Below are 25,965 nucleotides of genomic sequence, written 5' to 3'. Positions count from 1 at the left end.
TTTCACGAGGCGGGATGTCAGGAGCGGTGAATGGTGATGTCGCCGTACGAGGTACGGGCACGGACCTCGACGGTCCGATCGGTGTCCTCGGGCCGGATCGCATCGGTGAGCAGGTTGCGGACCCGGCCGAAGCCGGTGTTCACCTCCAGCCAGGCGGCGGTGCCGCCGGCCACGCCGATCTCCAGATCGCCGGTGGCAGTGGCGAGTACGATCGAGCCCTGCACCACCTCGCCGACCCGGATGGCGCCGTTGGAGGTCTTGGCGTCGACACCGGCCCCGGCATGCTCCACCTGGATGGCGCCGTTGGCGGAGCGCACCCGTACATCGCCGGTGACCGCGTCGATCGTGGTGTCCCCGTTGGAGTTCTTCACCACCGCGGCGCCGTCGATCGCGCCGACGCGGATTCTGCCGGTGCCGGTGGAGATGTCGGCGTCACCGGCGACGCTGTCGGCGGTGATGTGACCGGCCGAGGTGTCGATGCGCAGCGGGCCGGTGTGCTCGAGCGAGTAGTTCCCCGCCGAGATGTCGAATCGGCACTCCCCCAACTGCCCGGTGCTGCGGATGTCACCGGCTTGCAGGTGTCCGGTCACCCGGGAACCGCTGGGCACGGCGATGGTCACATCGACCGAGCGGGACTTGCGGGAGAAGTCGAACAGGCGCGCCTTCGGGCCGGTGACCCGCAGGACGCCGTTGCTGAAGTCGACCCGAACCTGCTGCGCGGCATGCACATCGGATTCGTCCGCGCCGTCGCTGGGGTTGATCTCGACGACGGTGTCGGCGCGATCGCCCGCGGCGATCCGCACCTCACCGGCGCCGAGTTCCACCATCACCGAAATCGGTTCCGGGGTCAGGTATTCAGGCATGGCTGTCTCCACATCGAAAAGGGGTTCGTCGAATCGCCCCCCGGCACATCCGGGGGACGCAGGAAAAGAGGATTGGCGGGAGCTACCGGACCCAGCCGGTGAAGCCCTGTTTGGTGCGTTTCCCGCCACCGCGCTGCTCGGCCCGCTGCACCTGATCCGCACGCTGCAATCCAGCCGCCGCCGCCCGGACCAGCCAGGCGTTGACCGATCGGCCCTCCCGCGCCGCGGCCTCCTCCACCGCGGCCTTCAGCTGTTCCGGCAGGCGCACATTGATGCGCGCCGCCGGACCGTCCTCGGCGAACAGCGGTTCACCGTCCGGCGCGCCGGCCACCACCGCCGCGACCCCGGCCTCGGCCGTCTCGGCCAGCGGCAGGGTCACCACGAAATCCGGATTCCGGCCACGCAGGCGTAGTTCCACCGAACCCGGCGCCAGATCGCGGGTGATCTCGTCGGCCGCGCCGGACAGCGCGTCCAGCAATGTCATCCGGATCGCCGATTCCAGTGACCCGGCCAACCGCTCGACGAGCGCGCGAGCCTCCTCCCCACCGGCTTCGGCAAGCGTCGCGAACTCGAGTCCGAGGTTGCTCACATACGTTGTCAAATCCATGATGCCATCATGGCACAGTCATGGCACCATAGCAAGCCATTGCGGCCCAGAATTTGTGCCATGGATGGCGCAACGTGGCTCAGGATAGAGAAGTGGCAGGTAGATCGCCTGAGATGATGCCGACGAAGCCCCACTCGCCGGCCGTCGATTCCCTGCGGGAACCGACACAAGAAGGCTCCACCAACCCCATCGACCACACCGGGTGCCATCTGCGGCACCCCGTGGCACCCGAAGTGGCACCGTCAATCGCGAAGTGGCGCCACGACACGTGCCGAGGGCACCAACTCGGCCATCGGCGGCGGCCGACACCCCAGCAGCGGCACGATGGCCGGCCGCATCGGTGGCGGGGCCGAACTATGCCGGGGCCGGGCCGGTCGCGCCGACCGGCCCGGTCGACAATCGCCGGGTGGCCGCGAGGAAGGCGGCTTGGGCGGCGGTGTTGCACAGTTGTTCGGCCCATTGCAGAGCGACGGTCTGGCCAGGGCGGGCGCCGAGTGGGCCGAGCACGAAGAAGGCCGCCAACTGGATGCCGATCAGGACGGCGGCGGTCGTGTCACGCTGCCGCCGGGCCAGCAGGATCAGGTGGACGCCGGTCGCGGTGGCGAAGACGGTGGTGCTCACCAGCATCGGCAACGGGTCCGCGGCCCACAGTGCGGCCAGGGCGCACACCGCGACGAGGACCGGGGCCGAGACGGCGAGCCACCGCGGCGTCCGGCCGATGGCACGGCGGACCAGAGTCCGGTACAGCAGCGCGAATCCGAGGGTCAGCAGCGGAAAGAGCAGGCCGCGCAGCCACGGGAGGTCGGGGCCGCCCAGCGCGACGATCAATTTGGCGGTGGCCTTGGCGAATCCGCCGGCGCCGATCAGGGACGCCGCCACGAGGACGCCCCGGCTTCCGGCACGACGGTACAACTGGAGGACGCCGCAGGTGGTGAGCAGCACCGGCACGAAATCCTCGCTCGCCAGCGCGATCATGGACACGCTCATCCGCGTCGTGCCACATCGGGATGTCGTTCCACATCAGGAAACCACGTATCCATCTGATGATGGTGCCTGGCCCGCGCGTACCTGTCCATCCGAACACGCGAGTGCGCGGCCTGCCCCTCGTACGGGAGCAGGCCGCGCATTCCTCGGTGCGGTACGGGTTTCCGTTACTGCCCGACGGTCAGCAGCTGATCGAGGAAGGCGCGGTAGCCGCGCAGCGCCTGCCGCAGGTCCTCGGTATCGCCCGCCTCGTCGGCGCCATGTGACCAGCGGCCTTCGAGCGATCGTTTGCGCTCGGAGACGACGGTGGTCAACTGCTGAATGGTCTCGGTGACGAGTTCGTCCGCCTTCGTCACGGCGTCACGCGGATCGTCCACGAAAGTGCCCTGCAATTCCCGGAATTGTGTCCGCAATCGGTCGATATCGGTGATGGCGAACAGGGCGTCAGCCGACAGACCGGACGGCGTCTGCGCGGCAACGGGTTTCGGTGCGTCGGCGGTGGCGGCACTGCCCGCGGCGCCGAAGCCCGGCTCCGCGTCGGCGAGCCCGGCCGGGCCGGACCCGGTGGACCGCTCGGCTTCCGCCGCGTCGGCGAGCCCGGCCGGTTCCGTATCCCCGGCCCGCTCGCTTTCGGCCGTCGGTTCCGAATCGAACGGCGCCGCATCGGTTTCCGGCTCGAGATCGGAAGACCGCTCGCTGACCACGTCCCGCTCGGACTCGTGCCCGGCACCGGTCACGGACTCGTATCCGGCATCGGCGACCGGTTCGTGCTCGGCCGCCGACTCCTCCTCGGCCACCGACTCGTACCCGGCCGAGGCCGGCGACTCGTCCGCACCGGCGGTCACCGGCTCGTACCCGGCGGCCGACGACGATCCGCCCTCCGCACCCGCAGACGACTCACCCTCGGCATCGGTGAGCGACTCGTCACCGGCGTCGGCGACTCCCCTGCCTTCGGCAGCGGCGTCACCGGCCGGTTTCCCGGCCTCGTGCCCGGATTCCGGCACCGGATCGACATCGATGATCTCGTGTTCGTCGTTGTCCCGGAACTCGTTGTCCCGCCAGGATTCCTGCTTCGAGGTGTCGTGGCGGTCGTGGGTCCGGTCGTATTCGGTAGTCATGAGCTGGCAGCTTTCTTGTTGCGGGTTTCGCCGTTGAGCAAGTCCTCGAACAGTTCTCGGTAGTTCACGATCGCGGCGCGCCGGTCCTCGGTGGACACCTCGGTATCACCGGCACGCGTCGAGATCTCGTGGGCCGAGCGATAATGCTCCAGGGGTTCGGCATGCCGCACCGACAGATCGGCGACCTGCCGGTCGAAATCCTCGGCGGGATAACCACGTTCGGACATGATCTCGGCGATCAGCCGGTCGGCGTCCTGCAACGCCGCCTCGGGATCGTCGACGAAGCGCTCCTGCACCTCGGTCCACTGCCCGGTGTAGCGTTGCCGCTCTTCGTCCGTCAGCTCGCGCAGGTCGTATTCGGCATGTCTGCGTTCACGTTCGGCGAGTTCGTGCTCCGCGCTGCGGCGGTCCCCGGTCTCGGTCACCACCCGGTCGTATTCGGGTCCGAACCGGGAGCGCAGGCGCTGACGACGCGCCATCGGCCAGGCCGCCGCCGCCAGCGCGGCAACGACCACCACAATCACTACGACGACAATCACCACGGATGACATCTGAACCTCCTTGTCCACCCTGAGGCGTCGACAGCGCTATTCCTCACACGCGGGTCTTCAAACGCTCACCACGGCAGCACTGTTCGCACCACGTGCGGACCGGCGGCGCCGGTGCGGAGCCGGGACGGCACGCCGACCGCGTGGTGCGGTTGCGATGCGAGCGCTCGCAGGCTGGAAGGATGTGCACGGTGGACGATTCCCGACCCGTGGGATCGTCGGCAGCGGCGGCACGGTCACGACGGTCGACGGGTTCGAACCGGTCCGCGATTGGTATCCGGCCGGAGTGGGCATGCGACCGTCCCCGCCGATGCCGGGCGCGGCGGCCGATTGCCGTGACCGACCATCCGGCTCGCAAGAGCCGCTGACCCGACGATCCGGAAGGCCTCTCATGTCCGACGAGAATTCCCGCAGCTACGACGTCATCGTGATCGGCGCCGGTCCGGTCGGCGAGAACGTCGCCGACCGGACCCGCGCCGCCGGGCTGGACACCGTCGTCGTGGAGGCGGAACTGGTCGGCGGCGAATGTTCGTACTGGGCTTGCGAACCCAGCAAGGCCCTGCTGCGTCCGGCACTGCTGTACGCCGAGGCCCGCGGGTTCCCGGGGGTCGGTCCGGCGGTCATCGGCCCGCTGGACACCGAAGCGGTCTTGCGGCACCGCGACCGCATGGTCTCCGACTGGGACGACAAGGGACAGGTGGACTGGCTCGATTCGGCCGAGGTCGCGCTGGTGCGCGGGCACGCCCGGATCGAGGGCGTGCGGGCGGTGACGGTCCTGACCCCCGACGGCGAGACCGTCCGGCTGCGGGCCCGGCACGCGGTGGCCGTCTGCACCGGCAGCCGCGCGGCCCTGCCGCCGGTGCCGGGCCTGGATACCGTGCGCCCGTGGACGAGTCGCGAGGCGACCAGCGCTCGTGCGGTGCCGCCGCGGCTCGCCGTGGTGGGTGGCGGCGTGGTCGCCGTCGAAATGGCCACGGCCTGGCGGGCTCTCGGCTCCGAGGTCACGCTCGTGGTCCGCGACTCACGGCTGCTGGGCCGGATGGAATCCTTCGCCGCCGACCTGCTCGCCGATCGGCTGCGCGAGACCGGTGTGGATCTGCGCTTCGGCCGCAGCATCACCCGCGCGCAACGGCCCGGTGGGCCCGGCGACAGCATCACGCTGACCTTGGACGACGGTGCGACACTGGCGGCCGACGAACTGCTGCTCGCGACCGGACGAGCGCCGCGCACCGACGATCTCGGCCTGGACACCGTCGGGCTGGCGCCGGGATCGTGGCTCACCACCGACGACACCTTCACGGTGTCCGGTGTGGCAGGCGAATGGCTCTATGCCGTAGGCGATGTCAACCATCGAGCGTTGCTCACCCATCAGGGCAAGTATCAGGCGCGGATCGCGGGGGCGGTCATCGCGGATCGCGCGGCGGGGCGGGAACTCGACACCGCGCCCTGGGGAAAGCACACGGGCACAGCCGATCTCGTGGCGGTGCCGCAGGTCGTGTTCACCGATCCGGAGATCGCCGCGGTCGGCCTGACCACCGACGAGGCGGCGCGCATCGGCCGGGTCGTCGACGTCGTCGACTACGAGATCGGGCAGGTGGCCGGGGCCGTCCAGTTCGACCCGGAGTACCGGGGCCACGCGCGCATCCTGGTGGACCCGGAACGGCACGTCATCGTCGGCGCCACCTTCGCCGGGCGGGGTGTGGCCGAACTGCTGCATTCGGCCACCATCGCCGTCACCGGCGAGGTCACCCTGGATCGGCTGTGGCATGCGGTGCCCTCGTTCCCGACCATCTCCGAGGTGTGGCTGCGACTGCTCGAAACCTACCGGGACCAGCGGCATCCCCGCGAGAATCCCGGAGCCGGTGCGCGATCGTGACGTCCGGGAGCGCCGGGGCGGCCACCACGAACTCCGCATAGGATGGGGCGATCTGTCCCGATCATGTCCGGGACAGGTGTTCGACCGGACCATCTCCCACTCGGTCGCCCCGCCGCGGCCGCCGGAAGGAGCGCTCGATGTCGACCACGAATACACCCGCCGACCCGGCCCGCTCGGATCCACCTGTCCCGGATACCGGCCGGACCACCCCTGCCCGCACACTGGCCCGATCGCTGCTGGCCGGTGCGATGATCTTCGCCGGGCTCAGCCACCTGTTCTGGGCCCGGGACTCCTTCCGGGCCCAGGTGCCGGACTGGGTGCCGCTGGACGCGGACGGCGTCGTCATGGCCTCCGGCGGCGTCGAGATCAGCCTCGGCGCCATGCTGCTGCTGGCGAAGCAGGACCGGGCCAGGGCCGGGCGGCTGCTCGCACTCTTCTTCGTCGCGGTGTTCCCCGGCAACCTCGCCCAGTACACCGGCCGGCGCGACGCCTTCGGGCTCGACACCGACCGGAAACGGCTCATCCGGCTGTTCTTCCAGCCGGTGCTGGTGCTGTGGGCGCTGTGGAGCACGCACCCGGTCCGCCGGCCCGGCAGGTCCTGAGTCCGTCCGGCGAACGGATGAACGGCCTTGCCGGCGGGCACGACCCGGCGGCCGGCCGCCGGTCAGCCGACTGCCTCGGCAACGGGCTCGGCGGCCACGGTCACCTCGTCGGCGCCGGCCCGGCGGCCCGGCACACAGAACGCGAAGGCCGCGCCGACCGCCGCGGCGACCGCACCGACGATGAAGCAGAGCCGGAAGGCGTTCAGCGTGGGGATCTCCGGCAGGCCGGGGCCGAGCCGGGACGTCTGGCTGGTCAGCACGACGGCCATGACGGCGCCGGCGATGGTGGTGCCCACCGAGCGCATCAGCGAGTTGACACCCACACTGGAAGCGGCCTCGCTCGCGGGGACGTTCTCCAGGATGATCGTGGGCATGGCGGCATAGCCGATGCCGACACCGGCCGAGGCGACGCAGCTGGCCAGCATCAACTGCCACGGTGCGTGCAGCAGCACCGCCCCGATCACGTAACCCAGGGCCAGCACGGCGGCGCCGAGCGTCAGCGCGGTCCGGCCGCCGAACTTCGTCAGCAGGTAGCTGGAGACCGGGGCGAAGAACATCATCATCAGACCGGCCGGGGCCAGCCACAATCCGGCCGCGAGCAGGGTCTGCCCGAGTCCGTATCCGGTCTGCTTCGACATCTCCAGCAGCTGCGGCACGACGATGGACTGCGCCATCATGCCGAAACCGATCAGCAGGGCCGCGATATTGGTCAGCAGCACGGGCCGCCGCACCGTGTTCCGCAGATCGACCAGCGGGTCGTGATGACGGAGTTCGTACCAGCCCCAGGCCAGCAGCACCACGACACCCGCGACGATCATGCCCAGCGTGCCGGCCGACCGCCAGCCCCAGTCGTTGCCCTTCGAGACACCGACCAGCACGGCGACCAGTCCGAGCGCCAGCCCGACGGCGCCGACGATGTCGAGATGTGCGGCATGCGTGTCGCGGATGTGCGGCAACGCCAGCGCGGACAGTGCGGTCATCAGGACGGCCAGCACCGTCGACATCCAGAACAGCACATGCCAGTCGTAGTCCTGCGCCAGCCAGGCCGCCAGCGGAAGTCCCAGTGCGCCACCGACTCCCAGCGTGGCACTGATCAAGGCGGTCGCCGAGTTGACCATGCGGGCCGGCACGACCTCGCGCACGAAACTGACGGCGACCGGGATGTACCCCATCGCCACACCCTGGAGCACCCGGCCGATGAGGACGGGCACCAGCGCGCTGGACAACGCGCACACCAGCGACCCGACCAGCAGCAGCAGCGCCGAGACGACGAGTACCGGGCGTTTGCCCAGGATGTCGGCCAGCCGGCCGGCGACGGGCATCGCCACGGCCCCGCCGAGCAGGGTGGCGGTGAGAACCCACGACGAGTTGCTCGCCGAGGTATGCAGCAGATGCGGCAGCTCGCTCTGGATCGGGATCACCAGCGACTGCATCAGCGCGACGCACAATCCCGAGAAGCCGAGGATCGCCACGATCAGTCCCGGGCTTCTGGTCCTGCCGCTCGCGGCGTCGACCTCGGTGGACGCTGTCTTCACGAAAAGCCTCCTTCGACGGTACCAATATGTAAGATACATACACATCTGATATGTATGGTACACACCAACGCGACGGGGGCAAGCCGGAGAGGACGACAGGCATGGACGAGGCATCGCTGGCCGCACTGGCCACAGCCGGAACCCCGGCGAGCAGGCGCCTCGCCGATATCATGGCACAGTTGGAGCGGCACCGCCGCCACCAGGAACAGCATTCCCCCCTGGGCACCGCCGATCTGCGGCTGCTGTGGCTGTTCAGCGACGGCACCCCGAGAACGCTGCGCGTCATCGCCGACGACCTCGGGCTGGAGCAATCGACGGTCAATCGCCAGGTCAATGCCGCGCTGTCGGCGGGCATCCTGCGGCGGTACCGGGAGACGGGCGCCAGCGCCCATCTGGTGGAGGCCACCCCGCGGGGAGTCGCGGCGTTCGAGCAGGGGGTGCAGGAGATACTGCGGTCCTACGATGCGGTGCTGTCACAGATGACGGAGGCGGACCGGGAGCGCCTGCTGGAGTTGCTCGACACCTTCGTCGGCATGTACACCCGCGCCGATCGTGTCACGACCGAACCCTGACGGCCCGAACGTATTTCGCGGCGGAGGCCGCCGATCACCCGGCGCGGCAGCGGAATCCGCCGAGGATGCGGAAAGGGTCCGGACGCGCAAGGGTCCGGACACGAAAAAAGCCCGGAACCGTTGGTTCCGAGCCCTTTTCGTTCAGTAGCGGGGACAGGATTTGAACCTGCGGCCTCTGGGTTATGAGCCCAGCGAGCTACCGAGCTGCTCCACCCCGCGTCGCTGAGGATTACGCTACCGCATGCCGGGCACTATTACCCAATCGCCTGATCAGGACGGGTTTCCCGAAACCGGCCGAAGCTTCGACCGGTGTGAACGGTCACTACTTACCCTCGACGATAACCGTGTGTACAATTCTGAGAATCACATTTCCAATATCGACATAGGTGATCGGCCGCTGACCGCGATCGGCGCGGTGACCTGGGCAAACGAATTACGGAGGACGGGACATGGCGAAGGCGCTCGCGCCCGAAGCATCCACGTGGCCGGCAGAGAACCCGCAGCTCATCGGCAGCCGGTGTGGTTCGTGCAGCGCGGTGACGTGGCCCAAGCAGGATCGCTGCCCACGATGCAGCGGGCCGGACATGTCGGAGCGGCTGCTGCCGCGCCGCGGCACCCTGGTGGCCTGGACGACGCAGGGCTTCGTCCCGAAGCTGCCGTACGCGGGCAAGGAGACCGCCGACACCTTCGAGCCGTTCGGCGTCGGCCTGGTCCAGCTCGGTGACGAGGTGCGGGTGGAGTCGCGACTGACCACCGCGAACCCCGACGAACTGAAGGTCGGCATGGAGCTCGAGCTGATCTTCGTCCCGCTGTACGTCGACGAGGCGGGCGACGAGGTCGTGACCGTCGCATTCCAGCCGGCCTGAAGGAGATCGATATGAACGACGTTGCCATCATCGGCGTCGGCCTGCACCCGTTCGGCCGATTCCCCAAGACCGCCATCGAAATGGGCGCCGACGCAATCCAACTCGCGCTCGCCGACGGCGGGGTCGAGTGGAAGGACATCCAGTTCGGCTTCGGCGGCAGCTACGAGGTGAGCAATCCGGACGCGGTCACCCGGCTGGTCGGGCTCACCGGAATTCCGTTCACCAATGTGTTCAATGCCTGTGCGACAGCGGCGAGTTCGATCGAGCAGACCGCCGAGGCGATTCGCTCGGGCCGCTACGACATCGGCATCGCGGTCGGGATGGACAAGCATCCGCGTGGTGCGTTCACCGACGATCCCGCGAAGCTCGGGCTACCGGGCTGGTATGCGGAGAACGGGCAGTTCGTCACCACGAAGTTCTTCGGCATCAAGGCGAATCGCTACATCCAGGATCACGGCATCTCGCAGCGCACCCTGGCGAAGATCGCCGCGAAGAACTTCCGCAACGGTGCGTTGAATCCGAATGCCTTCCGGCGCAAGCCGATCCCGGAGGACGAGATTCTGAACTCGACGATGCTCAATTATCCGCTGACACAATATATGTTCTGCTCGCCGGACGAGGGCGCGGCGGCGGTGATCATGTGCCGCGGCGACATCGCACACCGGTACACCTCGCAGCCGGTATATCTGCGGTCCACCGCGATCCGCACCCGCCGCTACGGCGCCTACGAGGTGCACAGCACCTGGGCCGCGGTCGACGAGGACGTCTCGCCGACGGTCTACGCCTCTCGGGCCGCCTACGAGGCCGCGGGCATCGGGCCCGAGGACGTCGACGTGATCCAGTTGCAGGACACCGACGCGGGCGCCGAACTGATCCACATGGCGGAGAACGGTTTCTGCGCCGACGGTGACCAGGAGAAGCTGGTCACCGAGGGCGCCACCGAGATCGGTGGCCGACTGCCGGTGAACACCGACGGCGGCCTCATCGCCAACGGCGAGCCGATCGGCGCCTCCGGTATCCGGCAGGTCTACGAGCTGGTGTTGCAGTTGCGCGGACAGGCCGGCGAGCGTCAGGTGCCGGGCAATCCGCGCGTGGGCTACGCCCAGGTCTACGGCGCTCCGGGCACCGCGGCGGCCTCCGTGCTGTCGCTCTGACACACCTCCGGCCGTATTACGGCACACACCATCGGGACCGAGGCACGCGCCTCGGTCCCGACGCATATCAGGACATTCCGGCGTACCGGTCGCGCCGCCGCGGTTCACCCGCAGCGCGGCGCGACCGGTACGCCGGTAATGTCTCAACGGCACACGCTGTGTGACGCTTGGTATTTCCGCTCGGAAAGACTTTGATCCCGTACGGAACCGGATATTTCGATTCTCGCGCCGCGCGAAATCATGCGTGTTTCGGCGTGCAGTCGCGCGCGTCGCCAGATTCGAAGCCAGCAAACGTGACGCAAGTCACCTCGGCTGTGTGATTAACAGCACATCACGTCCAGATAACAGACCGTCCAGAACTTACGCTCGAGGCATTGCCCACCTGCAACGAAACCCTTTACGCGGTTATGCGTTTCATACAATTACCTGTGTTATCAAGACGTGATCTGATCGAATTCCTTCGTTAATCTCGTGCTCGGCCCGGATTCGGGCTCCGACCCGAACCGCTGCACACCGGCACCCTGCCCCGCGGTTCGGGAGACCCCGACTCCTGGGGGCAGGAACGTGGGCGCTGCGGCGCCGGCACGGTGTGCACGGGGAGGGACACCACCATGACCAAGAACCGGAAGTTCTCGAATCGCGTCCTCGGCGCGGCCGCCCTCACCGGCGCGCTCGCCGCGGTGCCGTTCGGTCTGACCGCACTCGCCTCCGCCGCACCGGCCCACGACTGGGACGGCGTAGCACAGTGCGAGAGCGGCGGTAACTGGCACATCAACACCGGCAACGGCTATTACGGCGGCCTGCAGTTCACCCAGAGCACCTGGCGCGCCAACGGCGGCAGTGGCATGGCCAACGAGGCCAGCAAGGACGAACAGGTCCGCGTCGCCGAGAACGTCCTCGCCAGCCAGGGCGCCGGCGCCTGGCCCGTCTGCGGCAGATACCTGCGCTGGGGCCCGACGTCCCAGGAGCCGATCGTGGAGTCCGCGCCCGAGCCGGAACCCGTTGCGCCGCAGCCCCCGAACGACCGCCAGGCCCTCATCGACCAGGCGCGCGCCGCCGGCGATCAGATCGCCACCCAGTTCGGCGTCACCGGCGAGTACAACCACTTCCTCCAGGACAACGACGGCCTCATCCAGTCGCTGGGCCGCTGAACGAGTTCTCCCGCAACGGGAACGGCGCTGCCATCCGATCGGATGGCAGCGCCGCACGTTTCCTTCCGGGGCCGCTATCCTCCGGTCTTGTTGTAGTCGTCGATCGCCTTCTGCAAAACCTCCAGGGCCCGGCCGAGCTGGCCGAGATCGCCGGAGTGCTGCGCGTCCTCGACGGACTTCAGGGCGTCGTTCATCTCCTTGACCGCGGCGTCGCGGCCGGCCGACCCGGTGGGGGGCAGCACCGGCGGCGGCACCGAGGTACTCGGGGAGGGCTGGGTACTGGGCTGGCTCGGGGGCAGCACCGACTGCTGACCGGGCTGCTGGGTGGCGCCGCCGCCCAGACCGTCCTTCACGTCGTTGAGCGCGTCACCGAGCGTGGCCTGATAGCCGACCTTGTCGCCGTAGCTGGCCAGCACCTTGACCAGCTGGGGGAAGGAGGCGGCGTTCGGCCCGCTGTTGCGTTCCAGATACCAGGGTTCGACATACAGCACGCCACCGTCGCCGATCGGCAGCGTCAGCAGGTTGCCATACTTGATCTTGTTGGTATTGCCGCCGGTGAGCACCGTCCGGTCACTGGACACCCGGGCGTCCGTGGTCATCGACGTCTGAACCTGTTGCGGGCCCGGGGTCTGCGAATCCGTCGGCAGCCGCAGCACGGTGAACCTGCCGTAGTTGTCCGGGTCGGAATCCACGGATATATAGGCCGCCAGGAAGTTCCGGCGGAAGCCGACCATCGCGCTGGTCAACCGGAACTGGGCCTTACCGGTCTTCGGATCGCCCATCAGCACGTAGTACGGCGGTTGATGCGCGGTCGTCGGCGCGTCCGAGGTCGGATCGCTGGGCACCGACCAGAAGGCGTTGTTGGTGAAGAACTCTCGCGGATCGTTGACGTGGTAGCGGGCCAGCATCTCCCGCTGCACCTTGAACAGATCCTCCGGATAGCGGAAGTGCGCCCGCAGTTCCGGCGACACCGCGCTGGCGGGCTTCACCGTGCCGGGGAACACCCCGCGCCAGGCTTGCAGCACCGGATCGGTCGGATCGACCTCGTAGAGGGTCACCGTACCGTCGTAGGCGTCGACGGTCGCCTTCACCGAGTTGCGGATATAGCTGACCTCCTTGCGGGGCAGCACCCGGCCGGTGTTCTGATCGATCGAATCCTCCGCGACCCCGTCCAGCGAGGTGCGCTGCGCGTAGGGGAAGTTGTCGAGCGTGGTGTACGCGTCGACGATCCACAGGATGCGGCCACCGACCACCGCCGGATAGACGGCGCCGTCGGCGGTCAGCCAGGGCGCCACCTGCTGCACCCGGTCCCGCGGATCGCGATTGAAGATGATCTTCGAATCCGATCCGATGGCGCCGGAGAACAGGATGTTGCGCTCGGCGTACTTGGCGGCGAAGGCGAAACGGTTGAACCAGTTGCCGATCGGCACGCCACCCTGACCGGTGTAGGTGTATTGATCGGTGCCGGTGTCGTATTCGCGCGGCGGCTGGCCGTTGCCGCCGACGATCGCGTAGTCGGCATCCGACTTGGAGATCATCTCGCCGTAGTAGATGCGCGGCTGATCGACCTTGATGGCCTGCTTGTCCTTCGGCGTGAACAGGTCACTGACCGTGGACTGGTCCCCCAGGTTGAACACCGGATAGCCGTAACCGCCGGTGGAGGGGTTGCTGCTGCCGGAGCCGGTCGCCGCCTGCTGGGTCTCCTTGGGCGGCGCGACGTTCACCCGGTTGGCCGGCGCGGCCACGAAACCGTCGCCGTGGGTGTAGACGGTGTGCTTGTTGATCCAGTCGGTCTGGTTGCCGGACAGGTTCTGCGGCACCAGTTCCCGCGCGGCGACGATGTAGTCCTGCACCTCGCCGTTGATGGTGTAGCGATCGATGTCCAGCGGATCCGGGAAACCGTAGAAGTTCTGGAGCTGCTGGCGCTGGATGAAGGTCTGCGTCAACAGGTTCGGATCCAGCAGCCGGATGTTCTTGATGGTCTGCTGATCGGCCGGGATCGTCGACGGGTCCTTGGTCTCCACACCCTTGTAGTCGACGTAGGAGACCTTGTCGTCGGTGAGCCCGTACGCCTGCCGGGTGGCGGTGATGTTGCGCTGGATGTAGGCGGATTCCTTGGTGGCGGCGTTCGGCCGCACCTCGAACTGCTCCACGATCAGCGGCCACACCGCGCCCACCAGGATCGACGACAGCACCAGCAGCGCCGCCGCCATCGCCGGCACCCGCAGATCCCGCAGCACCACACCGGCGAAGAACGCCACCGCGCAGATCACCGCGATCGACAACAGGATCAGCTTCGCCGGCAGCACCGCGTTGATGTCGGTGTAGGAACCGCCGGTGAAGGTCGACTCCTTGCGGGTGCTCGACAGCAGCGAGTAGCGGTCGAACCAGTACGCGATCGCCTTGAGCAGCACGAACAATCCGGCGATCACCGCCAGCTGGATACGCGCCGGGCGGGTCAGCGTGCCCTCGCGACCGGACAGCCGCAGACCGCCGAAGACGTAGTGCGTGATCAGATTCGCGAAGAACGCGATCACGATCGCGACGAACATCCAGTTCAGCAGCATCTTGTAGAACGGCAGATCGAAGGCGTAGAAGCCGACGTCGAGGCCGAACTGCGGATCCTTGATATGAAATGCGCCACCGTGCAGGAACAACTGCACCGTCACCCAACTCGACTGTGCCACCAGCCCGGACAGCAGACCGACCAGGCCGGGGATGCCGATCCCGAACAGCCGCAACCGGCCCATCACCGTGGTGCGGTAGCGCGCGATGGGGTCGTTGGGCCCGGCGGTCGGCACGAACACCGGTCGCGCCCGGTAGGCGAACAGCATCGCCAGCCAGATCACCGCACCCACGGCGACCGCGACGACCAGGAACAACAGGATCCGGGTGAGCAGTACGGTGCCGTACACCCGCCGGAATCCGACCTCACCGAACCACAACCAGTTGGTATACGCGTCGGTCAGCCGCGGCCCGACCAGCAGCAGCGCCGCCAGCACGAGAGCCGTCAAAAGCAGCACCCGGCTGCGTCGAGACAGCGTTGGTAAGCCTGTCGGGGGGCGCATGCCCACGATGCCACTCTCCCAGGTCCGGCGGCGCCCATCACTGCACGCCGCTCCGATGTCGGGGTGGTCCCAGCGGACCATCGCGCCCCACTCTACGTAAAACGGCTTGCCTTGGATCGCAATGCCTCGCCACCAGGGCGCGCTGGGTGTCCGCGGGTGTGCTGGAGGCTTTACAGTTGCCACCCGTGACTCTTGGTAACCCAGCCTCCGCTCTCTACCGTTGCATCCGCGAGGTCGCGGAATACGCCGACGCCGAGGGCTGGGACCGCCCGCCGCAGATGTTCGCGCTGGTGCCGACCATGGATCTGGTGGCGGCCGAGCCGACGTTGCAGGACCAGCTCGACGACGGCGCCGAACTCACCCCGATCGCACAGGAGCCGTTTCCCGAGGACGTGGAAGGCGAACTGGCACTGGACGAATTCCTCGCCACCACCAGCTGGCCGGACGCGGTGACCGGATGTGTGCTGGTGCGGCAGATCGTGGTGCTGCCCCCGGACGCCGAACAGGCGCTGGACGACGCGATGCTGCCGGTGCTGGCCGATCGCGACGCGGCCGACCAGGCGGCCCGGGACGCCGCGGCCACCCATCCGGACCGCCGGGATGCCCGGCTGTACGCGGGGGTGCTGCGCGACGGCACCTCGCTGGCCCTGTTGCAGGTCAGGCCGGACGACGACGAGGAGGATCCGTTCGGCGACCTGGACCTGCGGACCTATCCCAACCTCGCCGGGGAGATCGTCGAGGCGCTGCGCAACACGCTGGAGAACGACCCGGAGTAGCGGCTCAGCCGCAGGTGGGGGTCGCCTGGCCGGCGGTGATCGCCTCCAGGGACTGCACGGCGGTGGTCAGGGTGTCGACCTTGACCAGCCGCAGGCCCGACGGGGTGCGCTGTTTGGCCTCGTTGCAGTTGTCGGCGGGGACCAGGAAGGTCTCCGCACCGGCCTCGCGAGCGGCGATCATCTTGTATTGGATGCCGCCGATCGGGCCGACCTTGCCCTGCGGGTCGATGGTGCCGGTGCCCGCGACGAACTTGCCGCCGTTGAGGGTTCCGCTGCTGAGCTTGTCGATGAGAGCCAGGCTGAACATCAGACCGGCGGACGGGCCGCCGATATCGGCCAGGTTGAAGGTGACCTGCAACGGGCCCTGCGCCGTCTCGTCCGGCGTCACGCCGAGATAGCCCTTGGTCGAATCATCCGGGCGCGCACCCAGTTTCACCTGCACGGTCTGCTCGGCGCCGTTGCGGCGCAGCACGATCGGCACCAGTGTGTTCGGCTGCGCGCCGCGCACCGCGTCCACCACGTCCTGCGAGGACGCGACGGGTTTGCCTGCGACGCTGACCAATTCGTCGCCCACGTTGAGCAGGCCCTTGGCCGGGCCGTCGTCGGCGACCACCCGCAGCCGCACCCGGGTCGGGTACTTCAGATAATGCAGAGCGGCGAGTTCGGCGTTGTCCTCGGAATCCTTGAAGTCCTGCTGATTCGACTTGTCGACCTGATCGCGCGGCACGCCCGGGGGGTACACCTCGGCACGCGGCACCAAGCCGAACCGGCCGTCGGCCCACAGCCCGAACGCCTCGAAGATATTCAGCCCGTCGCGAACGGAGACCGTGGTCATATTCAGGTTTCCGGAGGTCGGATCGACCGGTGCGCCCTGCACATCGACCACCTGTTTACCCTCGACCTCACCGAGCGTATTGAAAGTGGGACCAGGCCCCAAGGCGACGAAAGGCACCTCTACGGCACTGCCGACGACACCGAGCACGAGAATGGGCAGCAGGGCCGCGATCAGGGTGAGGATCCGACGGTTCACCCGGCCCACAGTAGCGGCTCGGCCTACGGCACCAGCGTAACGTTAGCTCTATGAGCGACGTGCCCTTCGGTTTCTCGAACCGCGACGACGACCCGGACAAGCGGGACGATCGGTCGGGTTCCGGCGCGAACAATCCGTTCGGATTCCCGATCGGTGGTTCCGGAGCCGGATTCGATCCGGCCGCGCTCGGCCAGATGTTGTCCTCGCTGGGTCAGATGTTCGCGACGATGGGTCAGCCGGGCAGCCAGGCCGGACCGGTCAACTACGACCTCGCCAAGCGGCTGGCCCGCCAGCAGCTCGGCTCGACGGTCGCCCCGGTCTCGGCCGGTTCCCGCAGCGCCGTGGCCGATGCCGCGCATCTCGCCGAGCTGTGGCTCGACGCCGTCACCACACTGCCCGCCGGCGCCTCGAAGACGGTGGCGTGGACGCCGAACGATTGGATCGAGGAGACGGTCCCCACCTGGAAGCGGCTGTGTGATCCGGTCGCCGCGCAGGTCTCCGGCATGTGGACCTCGACGCTGCCCGAGGAGGCCAAGCAGTTCGCGGCCCCGATGATCGGCATGCTCGGGCAGATGGGCGGTATGGCGTTCGGCTCACAGCTGGGCAACGCCCTCGGCCAGCTGGCCAAGGAGGTCCTGACCTCCACCGATATCGGCCTGCCGCTGGGGCCGGCCGGTACCGCGGCGCTGCTGCCCGCGGCCATCTCGGAATTCGCCCAGGGCCTGGAGCGGCCCGAGAGTGAGGTGCTGGTGTACCTCGCCGCCCGCGAGGCCGCCCACCAGCGGCTGTTCGCCCACGTGCCGTGGCTGCGGCAGCAGGTGCTGGGCGCGGTGGAGTCCTACGCCACCGGTATCCGGATGGACTTCTCGGCGATCGAGCAGGCCGCGCAAAACTTGGATCCGATGGCGCTGGCCGACCCGTCCAAGCTGGAGGAGCTGTTGTCGCAGGGCACCTTCGAGCCGCAGACCACCCCGGAACAGAAGGCCGCGCTGGAACGGCTGGAGACCCTGCTGGCGCTGATCGAGGGCTGGGTGGAGATCGTGGTCGCCGATGCCGTCGGCGACCGGCTGCCCGGCGCGAGCGCCTTCGCCGAGACCCTGCGCCGCCGCCGCGCCTCCGGCGGTCCCGCCGAACAGACCTTCGCCACCCTGGTCGGCCTGGAGCTGCGGCCGCGCAAGCTGCGCGAGGCGGCCACGCTGTGGCGGCGGCTGACCACCGACGCCGGCCTGGAGGCCCGCGACGCGGTCTGGGCCCACCCCGACCTGCTCCCCACCTCCGACGACCTGGACAACCCGGCCGGCTTCATCGACGGCGTGGTCGGCGGCGGCACGGGCCTGTTCGACGACCCGCTGGCCCAGCTCGCCGAGACCGAGGCGCGGGAGCGTGCCGAGCGGGAGCGCAAGGAACGCGAATCCGGTGACGACAAACCGGAATCCGACGAGGGCGGCACTCTCGCCTGAGCCCGGGTACCCGTCCCGGGCGGGAGACGTTCGGCGGCAACGCGATCGCCGCCGACGCCGCGTGAGCGGACTCCGGGGTACGCCCCGTGACGATCGACAACACCGACTCGCGACACATCGCCCGCCTGGTCCCGGTGCAACAATGGCCGGTCGCGTCGGCCCCGCTGTTCGGGGCACCGCGACATACCTTGTGCGAGGCGCCGACATGGTGGGCGGCAAGCTCCAGGGTCCGCGCGGTCGGTGACCGGTATGACCGGCGCGCGGGCACGGTATGCGAAATCTTGGTCGGTGTGCGGCTGTGGCCTGGGACTTTTCTCCGGGAGAGGCGCTGGGGATACTTCCCGGTATGACCATGTTCCGGCCTGCCGGGCCGATGCTGCATCCGCGGGTGGCCGTGCTGCGGCGGCCCGGTGGGGTGGTGCAGCTGGGGTGGGATCCGGAGCGGGCGGTGGTGCTGGAGCCGCCGGGGGTGGGGTCGGAGGTGGTGGTCGAATTCCTGCGGTTGCTGGACGGGTTGCGCAGTCATCCGGAGGTGGTCTGGCAGGCCGATCGGCTGGGGATCGAGCCCGATGCGACGCTGCGGTTGCTGGCGGAGATCGAGGCGGCCGGGTTGCTGTTGCTGCCGGAGGCCGGGGGTGGCCGGGTGCGGGCGATCCATGTACACGGGCGCGGGCCGCTGTCGGAGGCGGTGGCCACGGGGGTGCGGCGGCTCGGGCTGCGACCCACCCGCACGCGTGATCTCGACGGAGCCGAGACGGCGGCGCGAGGCGCGGACCTGGTGTTGCTCACCGATCTGCTGGTACCGGAGCCGCAGCTGGTCAGCGCACTCGTCGTGCATCGGGTACCGCATCTCCAGGTACGGGTGCGAGACGGGCGGGGCATCGTCGGGCCGCTGGTGCTGCCCGGTGGCACCAGCTGCCTGCGCTGTGCGGACCTGATCCGGGGTGAGCTCGACGCGCACTGGCCGCATCTGGCGGCGCAGTTGCTCGGGCGGGTGGGTTACGCCACACCCGCGACGGTGGCCGCCACCGCCGCGCTCGCGCTGCGGGAACTGGAGGTGATCCTCGCGGGCCGGGTCGCCCGGCCGCCACGGACGCTCGACGTCACGCTGGAACTGGATCCCGATTCGCATCGCATCCACAGCCGCCACTGGCACCCGCATCGGGCGTGCGGCTGCCGCCGTCTCGGTGAATCTGCACCATGAATCGCCCGGTCGGCGGATGCGTGGCCCAATTCGCGTGGCACATTCCGTGATAATTCCGCCATGATGGGAGGGTGTCAGAGATCGTAAGTCGCCGGTCGTCCCGCAATGCGAAGCTGGCCAAGATCCCGATCGGGATCGCCGGCCGCGCTGCGGTCGGGTTCGGCCGCCGCCTGGCGGGTGGCGACCGGCACGAAATCAACGCCCAGCTCAACCAGCAGGCCGCCGAGCAGCTGTTCAGCGTGCTCGGCGAGCTCAAGGGCGGCGCCATGAAGTTCGGACAGGCGCTGTCGGTCATGGAGGCCGCGGTACCCGAGCAGTTCGGGGAGCACTATCGGGAGGCGCTCACCAAGCTGCAAGCCGAAGCGCCCCCGATGCCGGCGGCCGCCGTGCACCGGGTGCTGGACCAGCAGTTGGGCACCGCGTGGCGCCGTCGCTTCCTGGAGTTCGACGACACGCCCGCCGCCTCGGCCAGCATCGGGCAGGTGCATCGCGCGGTGTGGTCCGACGGCCGGCCGGTCGCGGTCAAGGTGCAGTATCCCGGGGCCGACGAGGCGCTGCGCGCCGACCTGAAGACGCTGAGCCGGATGACCGGCATGATCAGCACGCTGTTGCAGGCCTCCGACGTGAAACCGGTGATCGCCGAGCTCACCGAACGCATGGAGGAGGAACTCGACTACCGCATCGAGGCCGGGAACCAGCGCGCCTTCGCCAAGGGTTTCGACGGACACCCGCAGTTCGTGGTGCCGAAGGTGGTGGCCAGCGCCCCGAAGGTGGTGGTGTCCGAATGGCTGGACGCCACGCCGGTGTCGGCGATCATCGCGCAGGGTATCGAGGACCCCGAGGGCACCCGCGAGCTGCGTAACCGGGTGGCGAGCCTGATGGCGGAATTCAACTTCTGCTCACCGGCGATCGTGGGTCTGCTGCACGGCGATCCGCACCCCGGCAACTTCATGATGCTGGCCGACGGCCGGCTGGCGGTCATCGACTACGGCGCCTGCGCGGCGCTGCCCGACGGCTTCCCGCCGATCCTGGGCCGCATGGTGGCGCTGGCGGCGGAGGACCGTTACGAGGAGCTCACCGAGCTGATGCAGGACGACGGCTGGGTGCTGCCGGGCCGCACGGTCACCCACCGCGAGATCGACAGCCTGATGCGCCCGTTCGCCGACCCGATCCGCACCGAGACCTTCCACTTCACCCGCAGCTGGATGCGCCGGGTCGCCGGCCGGGCCACCGACATCTCCGATCCGGACATCCGCACCTCGTGGTCGCTGCAACTCCCCCCGCAGCACGCCATGATCTTCCGCGTCCTGATGGGCTCCATCGGCATCTCCGCCCAGCTCGACGCCGAGGTCCCGTTCATGCGCCTGATGCACGACTGGGTTCCCGGCTACGCCGAATACCGCACCGCCGACTGAACTTTCACCCGGATTGCTCACCGGCCCCCACCGGTGAGCAACCACACCACCGGCGATTCAGCCTCGCACCCGGCGGTCGCGGCAGTGAGTCCTCACGTATCGCCCGCAGCCGCGGACGCCCGGCCACCGGCACCATGCCGAAAGGGAACGGGCCCGCACCCATGGGGATCGGTCAGGTTCGTGCCGACGCTCGGGTCCGGTCACGGTGGCCACACTAGTTTCTGTACCTATCAGTATGTACACTGACAGGGTGGGAACACGGGATCGCCTCATCGACAGCACTCGCGAATTGCTCTGGGAGCGTGGGTATGTCGGCACCAGCCCGAAGACCATCCAGCAGCGGGCCGGCGCTGGGCAGGGCAGCATGTACCACCATTTCACCGGCAAGGAGGAGCTCGCGGAGGCCGCCATCCGCCGGACCGCCGCGGAGATGCGAGCGGGCGTCGAGGCGCAACTCACAGTCCCCGGCACGGCCTTCGATCGCATCTCCGCATACCTGCGTCGTGAACGAGAAGTGTTGCGCGGCTGCCCGATCGGCGGGCTCACCCAGGATCCGGACGTGATGGGCACTCCCGCGCTCCGGGCGCCGGTGGAGGAGACGCTCACCTGGCTGCGTGAGCGGCTCACGCGGGTGATCCGGGAGGGGCTCGATCGCGGCGAACTACGGCCGCCGCTCGATCCCGCAGCCACCGCCGCCGCACTCGTCGCCACGCTGCAAGGCGGGTATGTGCTCGCGCGCGCGGCCGATGCGGCGGAGGTCTTCGATCAGGCCGTCGCGGGCATCCTCGCACTCCTCGCCGCGCACGCCACCGGATGGTGACACCCCTCCGCAGACCGGATCACCGGCCATGAGCGTGCGGCAGCAGGCCATTGCTGCCTCGACGGACCACCCCCACACAGCTGAATTACAGGCCACGCACACCGCACGGTTCGCGCCGCCGATCGAACCGTGGACAACGCTGCCGCACAGGCTGCGGCGTGACGCCGGAATTTCCGAGGCCCGCCGCCGGTATCGACCGGGACAGGGGCACCCGCGCGCGTCACGTGCATCGGCGACGCCGCGCGTGGAACACATTGCCGGACAGTACAACCGAAGGAATCGACACATGCGTATCTCACGGGCCGCCGTCACCGTTGCTCCCGCCGAATGGTTCACCGGTGACGCCTGGATCGAGCCGATCGTGGCGCCGGACGGGCGATCACGGACGCAGGTCGACAGTGTGCGGTTCGCGCCGGGGGCTCGCACGGTCTGGCACCGGCATCCGCTGGGCCAGACGTTGGTCGTCACGGCGGGTAGCGGGCGGGTGCAGCGGCGGGGTGGGCCGGTCGAGAATGTCGGGGCCGGGGATACAGTGCACATCGATGCGGGTGAATGGCATTGGCACGGAGCCGCTCCCGCCGCACCCATGACCCATCTCGCGATCGAGGAGATCGCGGCCGACGGCAGCGGGACCGAGGCCGGGGGCCCGGTCGGCGATGCCGAGTATCTCGACGGCGGCGCGGACGTCCTGCCGATCGATCGGGTGATCCTGCTGGATCAGGCGCTGACGCCGGCGCGGGCCACCGAGCGGGTCGAGATCCGGCGCATCACCCTGGCTCCGGGGGTAGAGGGCGGGCTGCATGTGCACAACGGGCCGGTGTTCGGCAGCATCGAGACCGGGTCGGTGGTCTACGGGATCGAGGGTGAGCCGGAATCGGTACTGCGGCCCGGGGATACCTTCTACGAACCGGAGGGGGTTCGGATCGCGCGGTTCGACGCGCTGGCGGAGGGGGTGACGTTCCTCGGGTATTTCCTGCTGGACCACGGCGAGGTTCCGGAGATCACCTTCCCGGCTTGATCGGCCTCGCCCCGGACCCGGCGACCCGGACACAGAACGAGCCCCGCATCTCGGGACAGAGATGCGAGGCTCGCTGGTCGTAGGGAACACGGGCGGCGCGGGCGGTACGCCCGGGGCGGTGTGACCGAGGGCCGGAACCGGCGCTCACACCAGGGCGATCTTGCGCGGGCGGCCACGCGGCCGCTTGCGGGCGATCACCTCACCCTGATCGAAGATCTCGCCGCCCCAGACCCCCCAGGGCTCGGCGCGATCCAGGGCCGCCCGCAGGCAGCCGGTACGGATCGGGCAGGTTGCGCACAGCGCCTTCGCCTCTTCCAGCTCGGCCGGGCTCTCGGCGAACCACAGATCGGGGTTACCGACTCGGCAGGGCAGGTTGAGCGCGACTCCCCGGGTACGGGGAGTGGAGGCCACGGTGTTTCGGCATGTCACGCGAGGAGTGGTCGCGGTGGACACGTCTTGCTCCTTCAGCTCGTTGCAGCGGTGGTTTCGTTGTCTTCCGCGAAACCGGGGCCGGGTGGCTGAAGGGCCTTAAAACTGTGGCCACGGTTTCGCTTCGAGCGATCCGTGGCCAGGAGGCTGGGTGGTGTTCCCTACCGTTGTCGACTTCGTAGTCGAACTCTGCTGATCACGGGCGCTGGGCTGGCATTGCGGAGGCGGGCTGCCTGCTGGTCGACCGGCCGGTCGGCTGCATAGGCATCGATGGCTGCTTTCGCGGCTACCGGGTGCCAACCCCACGCGTGCTTGTCCGTCTTGATTTCATGCTTCGGCGCTTGCATTCCGGCACCGAAAACGCTTGCAATCGACAGACCGGTCCCCTGCGGAGCGAGGACCCCCCGGGAGACGGACACGAACGTCATCTCGGACATGCCGGTGTACATACCGGCGCTCACGAAGTTCGTGATTCCGTTCATCTGTCTGCCTCCCTCCATGAACTCGTCGTGATGGTCGCTGTATTCGTGGTCTGAAACCACTGTGCGCACCGGGAATTGTTCCCGGTCCGTGATCCCACCCTAAAACGGGCTCACACGATCGCACAACTTATTTTTGACCTGCGGTTTTGGGGTCTTGCGCGGGATAGCGGGATCGCACGATACGCAGGATGTCGGGGCCGTACTGCCGCAATTTGGCAGCGCCCATCCCGGGGATGGCGGTGAGCGCCCGCTCGTCCAGCGGCGCCTGTTCCGCGATCGCGGTGAGGGTGGTGGCGCTGAGCACGGCGAAGGTCTTCACCGACAGCTCGACCGCCTTGTCCCGCCGCCAGTCCTGCAACGCGCCCAGCAGCGTGGTGTCCACTTCACCCGGACAGCCGGAGCAACGGCCGAGCAATGTATCGGTGGTATTGAGCAGTGAGCGACCGCACACCCGGCAACCCGGCAACCGGCGATTCCGGTCGCCGCGGTCGCTCGCGGGCCGGGCCACCAGCGACGCCGGGGAGTCCTCGGGTACCAGACCGGTGAGGAACCGGCTGCGGCGGCGCACCCGGCGACTGCCCTGGGCCCGCGACAGCGCCCACGACAGTTGCAGATACTCCCGGGCACGGGTGACACCCACGTAGAGCAACCGGCGCTCCTCCTCCAGCGCGGCCTCGTCGGTGACCGCGCCGCCCTCGCCGAGGACATGGGCGATCGGCAGCGTGCCGTCGGCCAGGCCGACCAGGAAGACCGCATCCCATTCCAGCCCCTTGGCGGCGTGCAGCGAGGCGAGGGTGACGCCCTGCACGGTCGGTGGGTGCCGGGATTCGGCGCGGGTCGCCAGCTCGCGCAGTAGGCCGGACAGGTCCAACTCGGGCTCCGCCGCGGCCAGCTCCTCGGTCAGCGCCACCAGCGCCACCAGCGACGCCCAGCGCTCCCGGGCCTGGAGACCGGACGGCTCCTCGGTGGTGAGGCCGAGCCGGGCCAGCACCGCGCGGACCAGGGTGACCAGTTCGGGGCCGCGGGCGTCCGGCAGATCGTCGCGGGCCGCCGCCTGCCGCAGGGCCAGCACCGCCTGCCGCACCTCGGGCCGCTGGAAGAATCCTTCGCCGCCGCGCACCTGATAGGCCACCCCGGCCTCGGTGAGCGCCTGTTCGTAGGCCTCCGACTGCGCGTTGATGCGGTACAGCACCGCGATCTCGGCCGCCGCGACGCCCTGGCCCAGCAGGCGGGCGATGGCCCGCGCGACGGCCGCGGCCTCGGCGGGCTCGTCGTCGAATTCGGCGAAGGTGGGCTCGGGGCCGTCGGGGCGTTGCCCGATCAGCTGCAACCGGGTGCCCGCGATGCGGCCGCGCGCGGCGCCGATGACCCGGTTGGCCAGCGACACCACCTGCGGGGTGGAGCGATAGTCACGTTCCAGCCGGACCACCGTCGCCTCCGGGAAACGCCGGGAGAAATCGAGCAGGAAGCCGGGGGTGGCGCCGGTGAAGGAGTAGATGGTCTGGTTGGCGTCGCCGACGACGGTCAGGTCGTCGCGGTCACCCAGCCAGGCGTCGAGCACCCGCTGCTGAAGGGGGGTGACGTCCTGGTATTCGTCGACGACGAAGCAGCGATAGCGGCCGCGGAACTCCTCGGCGACGGAGGAGTAGTCCTCCAGCGCGGCCGCGGTGTGCAGCAGCAGATCGTCGAAGTCCAGCAGCAGGCCGTCGGCGGTGCTCTTCAGCGACTCGTAACCGGCGTAGACATCGGCCACCTTGTGAGCGTCGTAGGGGGTCTCGCGGCGCAGCCGGGCGGCCACCGCGGCGTAATCCTCCGGGGCGACCAGCGAGGCCTTGGCCCATTCGATCTCACCGGCCAGATCGCGGACGCCCTCGGCGGCCCCGCCGCCGGCGCGCAACACCCCGCTGCGCTGCGCCGCCTGGGCCACGATCTGGAATTTGCTGTCCAGCAGCCGCCACGGCACGTCGCCGACGATCTGCGGCCAGAAATACTTCAGCTGCCGCAGCGCTGCCGCATGGAAAGTGCGCGCTTGCACCGCGGCCGCCTCACCGCCGAGCCCGAGCGTGCGTAATCGGTTCCGCAGTTCGCCGGCGGCACGGGCGGTGAAGGTGACCGCGAGCACCTGGTCGGCCCGGACATGCCCGGCGGACACCAGATTCGCGATGCGATGGGTGATCGTCCTGGTCTTTCCGGTGCCGGCGCCGGCCAGCACACAGACCGGCCCGCGCGGCGCGAGCACCGCCGCGGCCTGCTCCGGGTCGAGTCCGGCGGGCGGCGGGCGATGTGCGGCGGAGGTGGCCGGGACCGTGGGAGACACGGCCACCATCATGACAGCGCGCACCGACACGATGACGGGCACCGGCGTCGTGACCAGCCACCCGGCCGCA

23 protein-coding genes and 1 tRNA gene are annotated in these 25,965 nt (G+C 69.0%); 12 read left to right on the top strand and 12 right to left on the bottom strand.

The window, feature by feature from the left end:
• Positions 1-17 precede the first annotated feature (17 nt).
• The 5 genes from LBW94_RS08135 to LBW94_RS08115 all read right to left on the bottom strand — a co-directional run bounded on the left by LBW94_RS08135 (position 18) and on the right by LBW94_RS08115 (position 4,123).
• A complete protein-coding gene (locus LBW94_RS08135; protein WP_225055304.1) occupies positions 18-863 on the bottom strand; it encodes a DUF4097 family beta strand repeat-containing protein in 846 nt (281 codons plus the stop codon).
• A gap of 82 nt (positions 864-945) precedes the next feature.
• On the bottom strand, positions 946-1,470 hold the full coding sequence (locus tag LBW94_RS08130; protein WP_225055302.1) for a YlcI/YnfO family protein: 525 nt from the start codon (positions 1,468-1,470) through the stop codon (positions 946-948).
• A 354-nt stretch (positions 1,471-1,824) separates the two neighbouring features.
• Positions 1,825-2,457, bottom strand: a complete 633-nt coding sequence (locus LBW94_RS08125; protein WP_225055300.1) for a hypothetical protein — start codon at positions 2,455-2,457, stop codon at positions 1,825-1,827.
• 164 nt (positions 2,458-2,621) lie between these two features.
• Entirely contained in the window at positions 2,622-3,572 is a 951-nt protein-coding gene (locus tag LBW94_RS08120; RefSeq protein ID WP_225055299.1) for a hypothetical protein, read from the bottom strand.
• Positions 3,569-4,123 carry a hypothetical protein gene (locus tag LBW94_RS08115; RefSeq protein ID WP_225055297.1) on the bottom strand — a complete coding sequence of 185 codons (555 nt, stop codon included), beginning with the start codon at positions 4,121-4,123 and terminating at the stop codon, positions 3,569-3,571. The genes LBW94_RS08120 and LBW94_RS08115 overlap by 4 nt, the downstream gene beginning before the upstream one ends.
• 388 nt (positions 4,124-4,511) lie before the next feature.
• On the opposite strand from LBW94_RS08115, the gene LBW94_RS08110 reads away from it, so the two are divergent.
• Both LBW94_RS08110 and LBW94_RS08105 read left to right on the top strand, forming a co-directional pair.
• On the top strand, positions 4,512-5,996 hold the full coding sequence (locus tag LBW94_RS08110; protein WP_225055295.1) for a dihydrolipoyl dehydrogenase family protein: 1,485 nt from the start codon (positions 4,512-4,514) through the stop codon (positions 5,994-5,996).
• A 248-nt stretch (positions 5,997-6,244) separates the two neighbouring features.
• Positions 6,245-6,598, top strand: a complete 354-nt coding sequence (locus LBW94_RS08105; RefSeq protein WP_323137833.1) for a hypothetical protein — start codon at positions 6,245-6,247, stop codon at positions 6,596-6,598.
• Between the two features lie 62 nt (positions 6,599-6,660).
• Here the strand turns inward: LBW94_RS08105 and LBW94_RS08100 are convergent, their stop codons facing one another.
• Entirely contained in the window at positions 6,661-8,133 is a 1,473-nt protein-coding gene (locus tag LBW94_RS08100) for an MFS transporter (RefSeq protein ID WP_323137806.1), read from the bottom strand.
• 101 nt (positions 8,134-8,234) lie between these two features.
• Here LBW94_RS08100 and LBW94_RS08095 point away from each other — a divergent pair, with 101 nt between their 5' ends.
• The gene (locus LBW94_RS08095) at positions 8,235-8,705 is read left to right on the top strand and encodes a MarR family winged helix-turn-helix transcriptional regulator (protein ID WP_225055290.1); all 471 of its coding nucleotides are present in this window, start codon (positions 8,235-8,237) and stop codon (positions 8,703-8,705) included.
• A gap of 145 nt (positions 8,706-8,850) precedes the next feature.
• On the opposite strand, the gene LBW94_RS08090 is transcribed toward LBW94_RS08095, so the two are convergent.
• Positions 8,851-8,924 (bottom strand) — tRNA-Met (locus LBW94_RS08090).
• A gap of 230 nt (positions 8,925-9,154) precedes the next feature.
• Here LBW94_RS08090 and LBW94_RS08085 point away from each other — a divergent pair.
• From LBW94_RS08085 to LBW94_RS08075, 3 genes are all read left to right on the top strand, one after another.
• Positions 9,155-9,571 carry a Zn-ribbon domain-containing OB-fold protein gene (locus LBW94_RS08085; protein ID WP_225055288.1) on the top strand — a complete coding sequence of 139 codons (417 nt, stop codon included), beginning with the start codon at positions 9,155-9,157 and terminating at the stop codon, positions 9,569-9,571.
• 11 nt (positions 9,572-9,582) lie between these two features.
• Positions 9,583-10,725, top strand: coding sequence for a thiolase family protein (locus LBW94_RS08080; protein WP_225055286.1), 1,143 nt, complete (start codon positions 9,583-9,585; stop codon positions 10,723-10,725).
• A gap of 611 nt (positions 10,726-11,336) precedes the next feature.
• On the top strand, positions 11,337-11,876 hold the full coding sequence (locus LBW94_RS08075; RefSeq protein ID WP_225055285.1) for a transglycosylase family protein: 540 nt from the start codon (positions 11,337-11,339) through the stop codon (positions 11,874-11,876).
• 74 nt (positions 11,877-11,950) lie between these two features.
• Here LBW94_RS08075 and LBW94_RS08070 read toward each other — a convergent pair whose 3' ends face one another.
• A complete protein-coding gene (locus LBW94_RS08070; RefSeq protein ID WP_225055283.1) occupies positions 11,951-14,950 on the bottom strand; it encodes a UPF0182 family protein in 3,000 nt (999 codons plus the stop codon).
• 170 nt (positions 14,951-15,120) lie between these two features.
• On the opposite strand from LBW94_RS08070, the gene LBW94_RS08065 reads away from it, so the two are divergent.
• A complete protein-coding gene (locus LBW94_RS08065; protein WP_255633831.1) occupies positions 15,121-15,720 on the top strand; it encodes a PPA1309 family protein in 600 nt (199 codons plus the stop codon).
• A gap of 4 nt (positions 15,721-15,724) precedes the next feature.
• On the opposite strand, the gene LBW94_RS08060 is transcribed toward LBW94_RS08065, so the two are convergent.
• Positions 15,725-16,750, bottom strand: a complete 1,026-nt coding sequence (locus LBW94_RS08060; RefSeq protein WP_225055279.1) for a PDZ domain-containing protein — start codon at positions 16,748-16,750, stop codon at positions 15,725-15,727.
• Between the two features lie 50 nt (positions 16,751-16,800).
• Between LBW94_RS08060 and LBW94_RS08055 the strand changes: the two genes are divergently transcribed.
• The 5 genes from LBW94_RS08055 to LBW94_RS08035 all read left to right on the top strand — a co-directional run bounded on the left by LBW94_RS08055 (position 16,801) and on the right by LBW94_RS08035 (position 22,667).
• On the top strand, positions 16,801-18,210 hold the full coding sequence (locus tag LBW94_RS08055; protein ID WP_225055278.1) for a zinc-dependent metalloprotease: 1,410 nt from the start codon (positions 16,801-16,803) through the stop codon (positions 18,208-18,210).
• A 346-nt stretch (positions 18,211-18,556) separates the two neighbouring features.
• Positions 18,557-19,414 (top strand): hypothetical protein, encoded by an 858-nt coding sequence (locus tag LBW94_RS08050; RefSeq protein WP_225055276.1) that lies wholly within the window; start codon positions 18,557-18,559, stop codon positions 19,412-19,414.
• Between the two features lie 71 nt (positions 19,415-19,485).
• Complete coding sequence (locus LBW94_RS08045; protein ID WP_225055274.1) at positions 19,486-20,829, top strand: ABC1 kinase family protein; 1,344 nt, start codon at positions 19,486-19,488, stop codon at positions 20,827-20,829.
• 250 nt (positions 20,830-21,079) lie between these two features.
• Positions 21,080-21,649: a TetR/AcrR family transcriptional regulator gene (locus LBW94_RS08040; RefSeq protein WP_225055272.1), complete on the top strand. Its 570-nt coding sequence runs from the start codon at positions 21,080-21,082 to the stop codon at positions 21,647-21,649.
• Positions 21,650-21,935: 286 nt separating this feature from the next.
• A complete protein-coding gene (locus LBW94_RS08035; protein WP_225055271.1) occupies positions 21,936-22,667 on the top strand; it encodes a cupin domain-containing protein in 732 nt (243 codons plus the stop codon).
• A gap of 144 nt (positions 22,668-22,811) precedes the next feature.
• On the opposite strand, the gene LBW94_RS08030 is transcribed toward LBW94_RS08035, so the two are convergent.
• The 3 genes from LBW94_RS08030 to LBW94_RS08020 all read right to left on the bottom strand — a co-directional run bounded on the left by LBW94_RS08030 (position 22,812) and on the right by LBW94_RS08020 (position 25,904).
• Positions 22,812-23,096: a WhiB family transcriptional regulator gene (locus LBW94_RS08030; RefSeq protein ID WP_323137805.1), complete on the bottom strand. Its 285-nt coding sequence runs from the start codon at positions 23,094-23,096 to the stop codon at positions 22,812-22,814.
• 161 nt (positions 23,097-23,257) lie between these two features.
• A complete protein-coding gene (locus tag LBW94_RS08025) occupies positions 23,258-23,638 on the bottom strand; it encodes a hypothetical protein (RefSeq protein WP_225055269.1) in 381 nt (126 codons plus the stop codon).
• A gap of 67 nt (positions 23,639-23,705) precedes the next feature.
• On the bottom strand, positions 23,706-25,904 hold the full coding sequence (locus LBW94_RS08020) for an ATP-dependent DNA helicase UvrD2 (protein WP_225055613.1): 2,199 nt from the start codon (positions 25,902-25,904) through the stop codon (positions 23,706-23,708).
• Positions 25,905-25,965: the final 61 nt, after the last annotated feature.

It is taken from the genome of Nocardia sp. alder85J (assembly GCF_020176955.2).
Lineage (GTDB): Bacteria > Actinomycetota > Actinomycetes > Mycobacteriales > Mycobacteriaceae > Nocardia.
The sequence above is the reverse complement of the archived record's forward strand: the minus strand, read 5'-3'. Positions and strand labels throughout refer to the sequence as shown.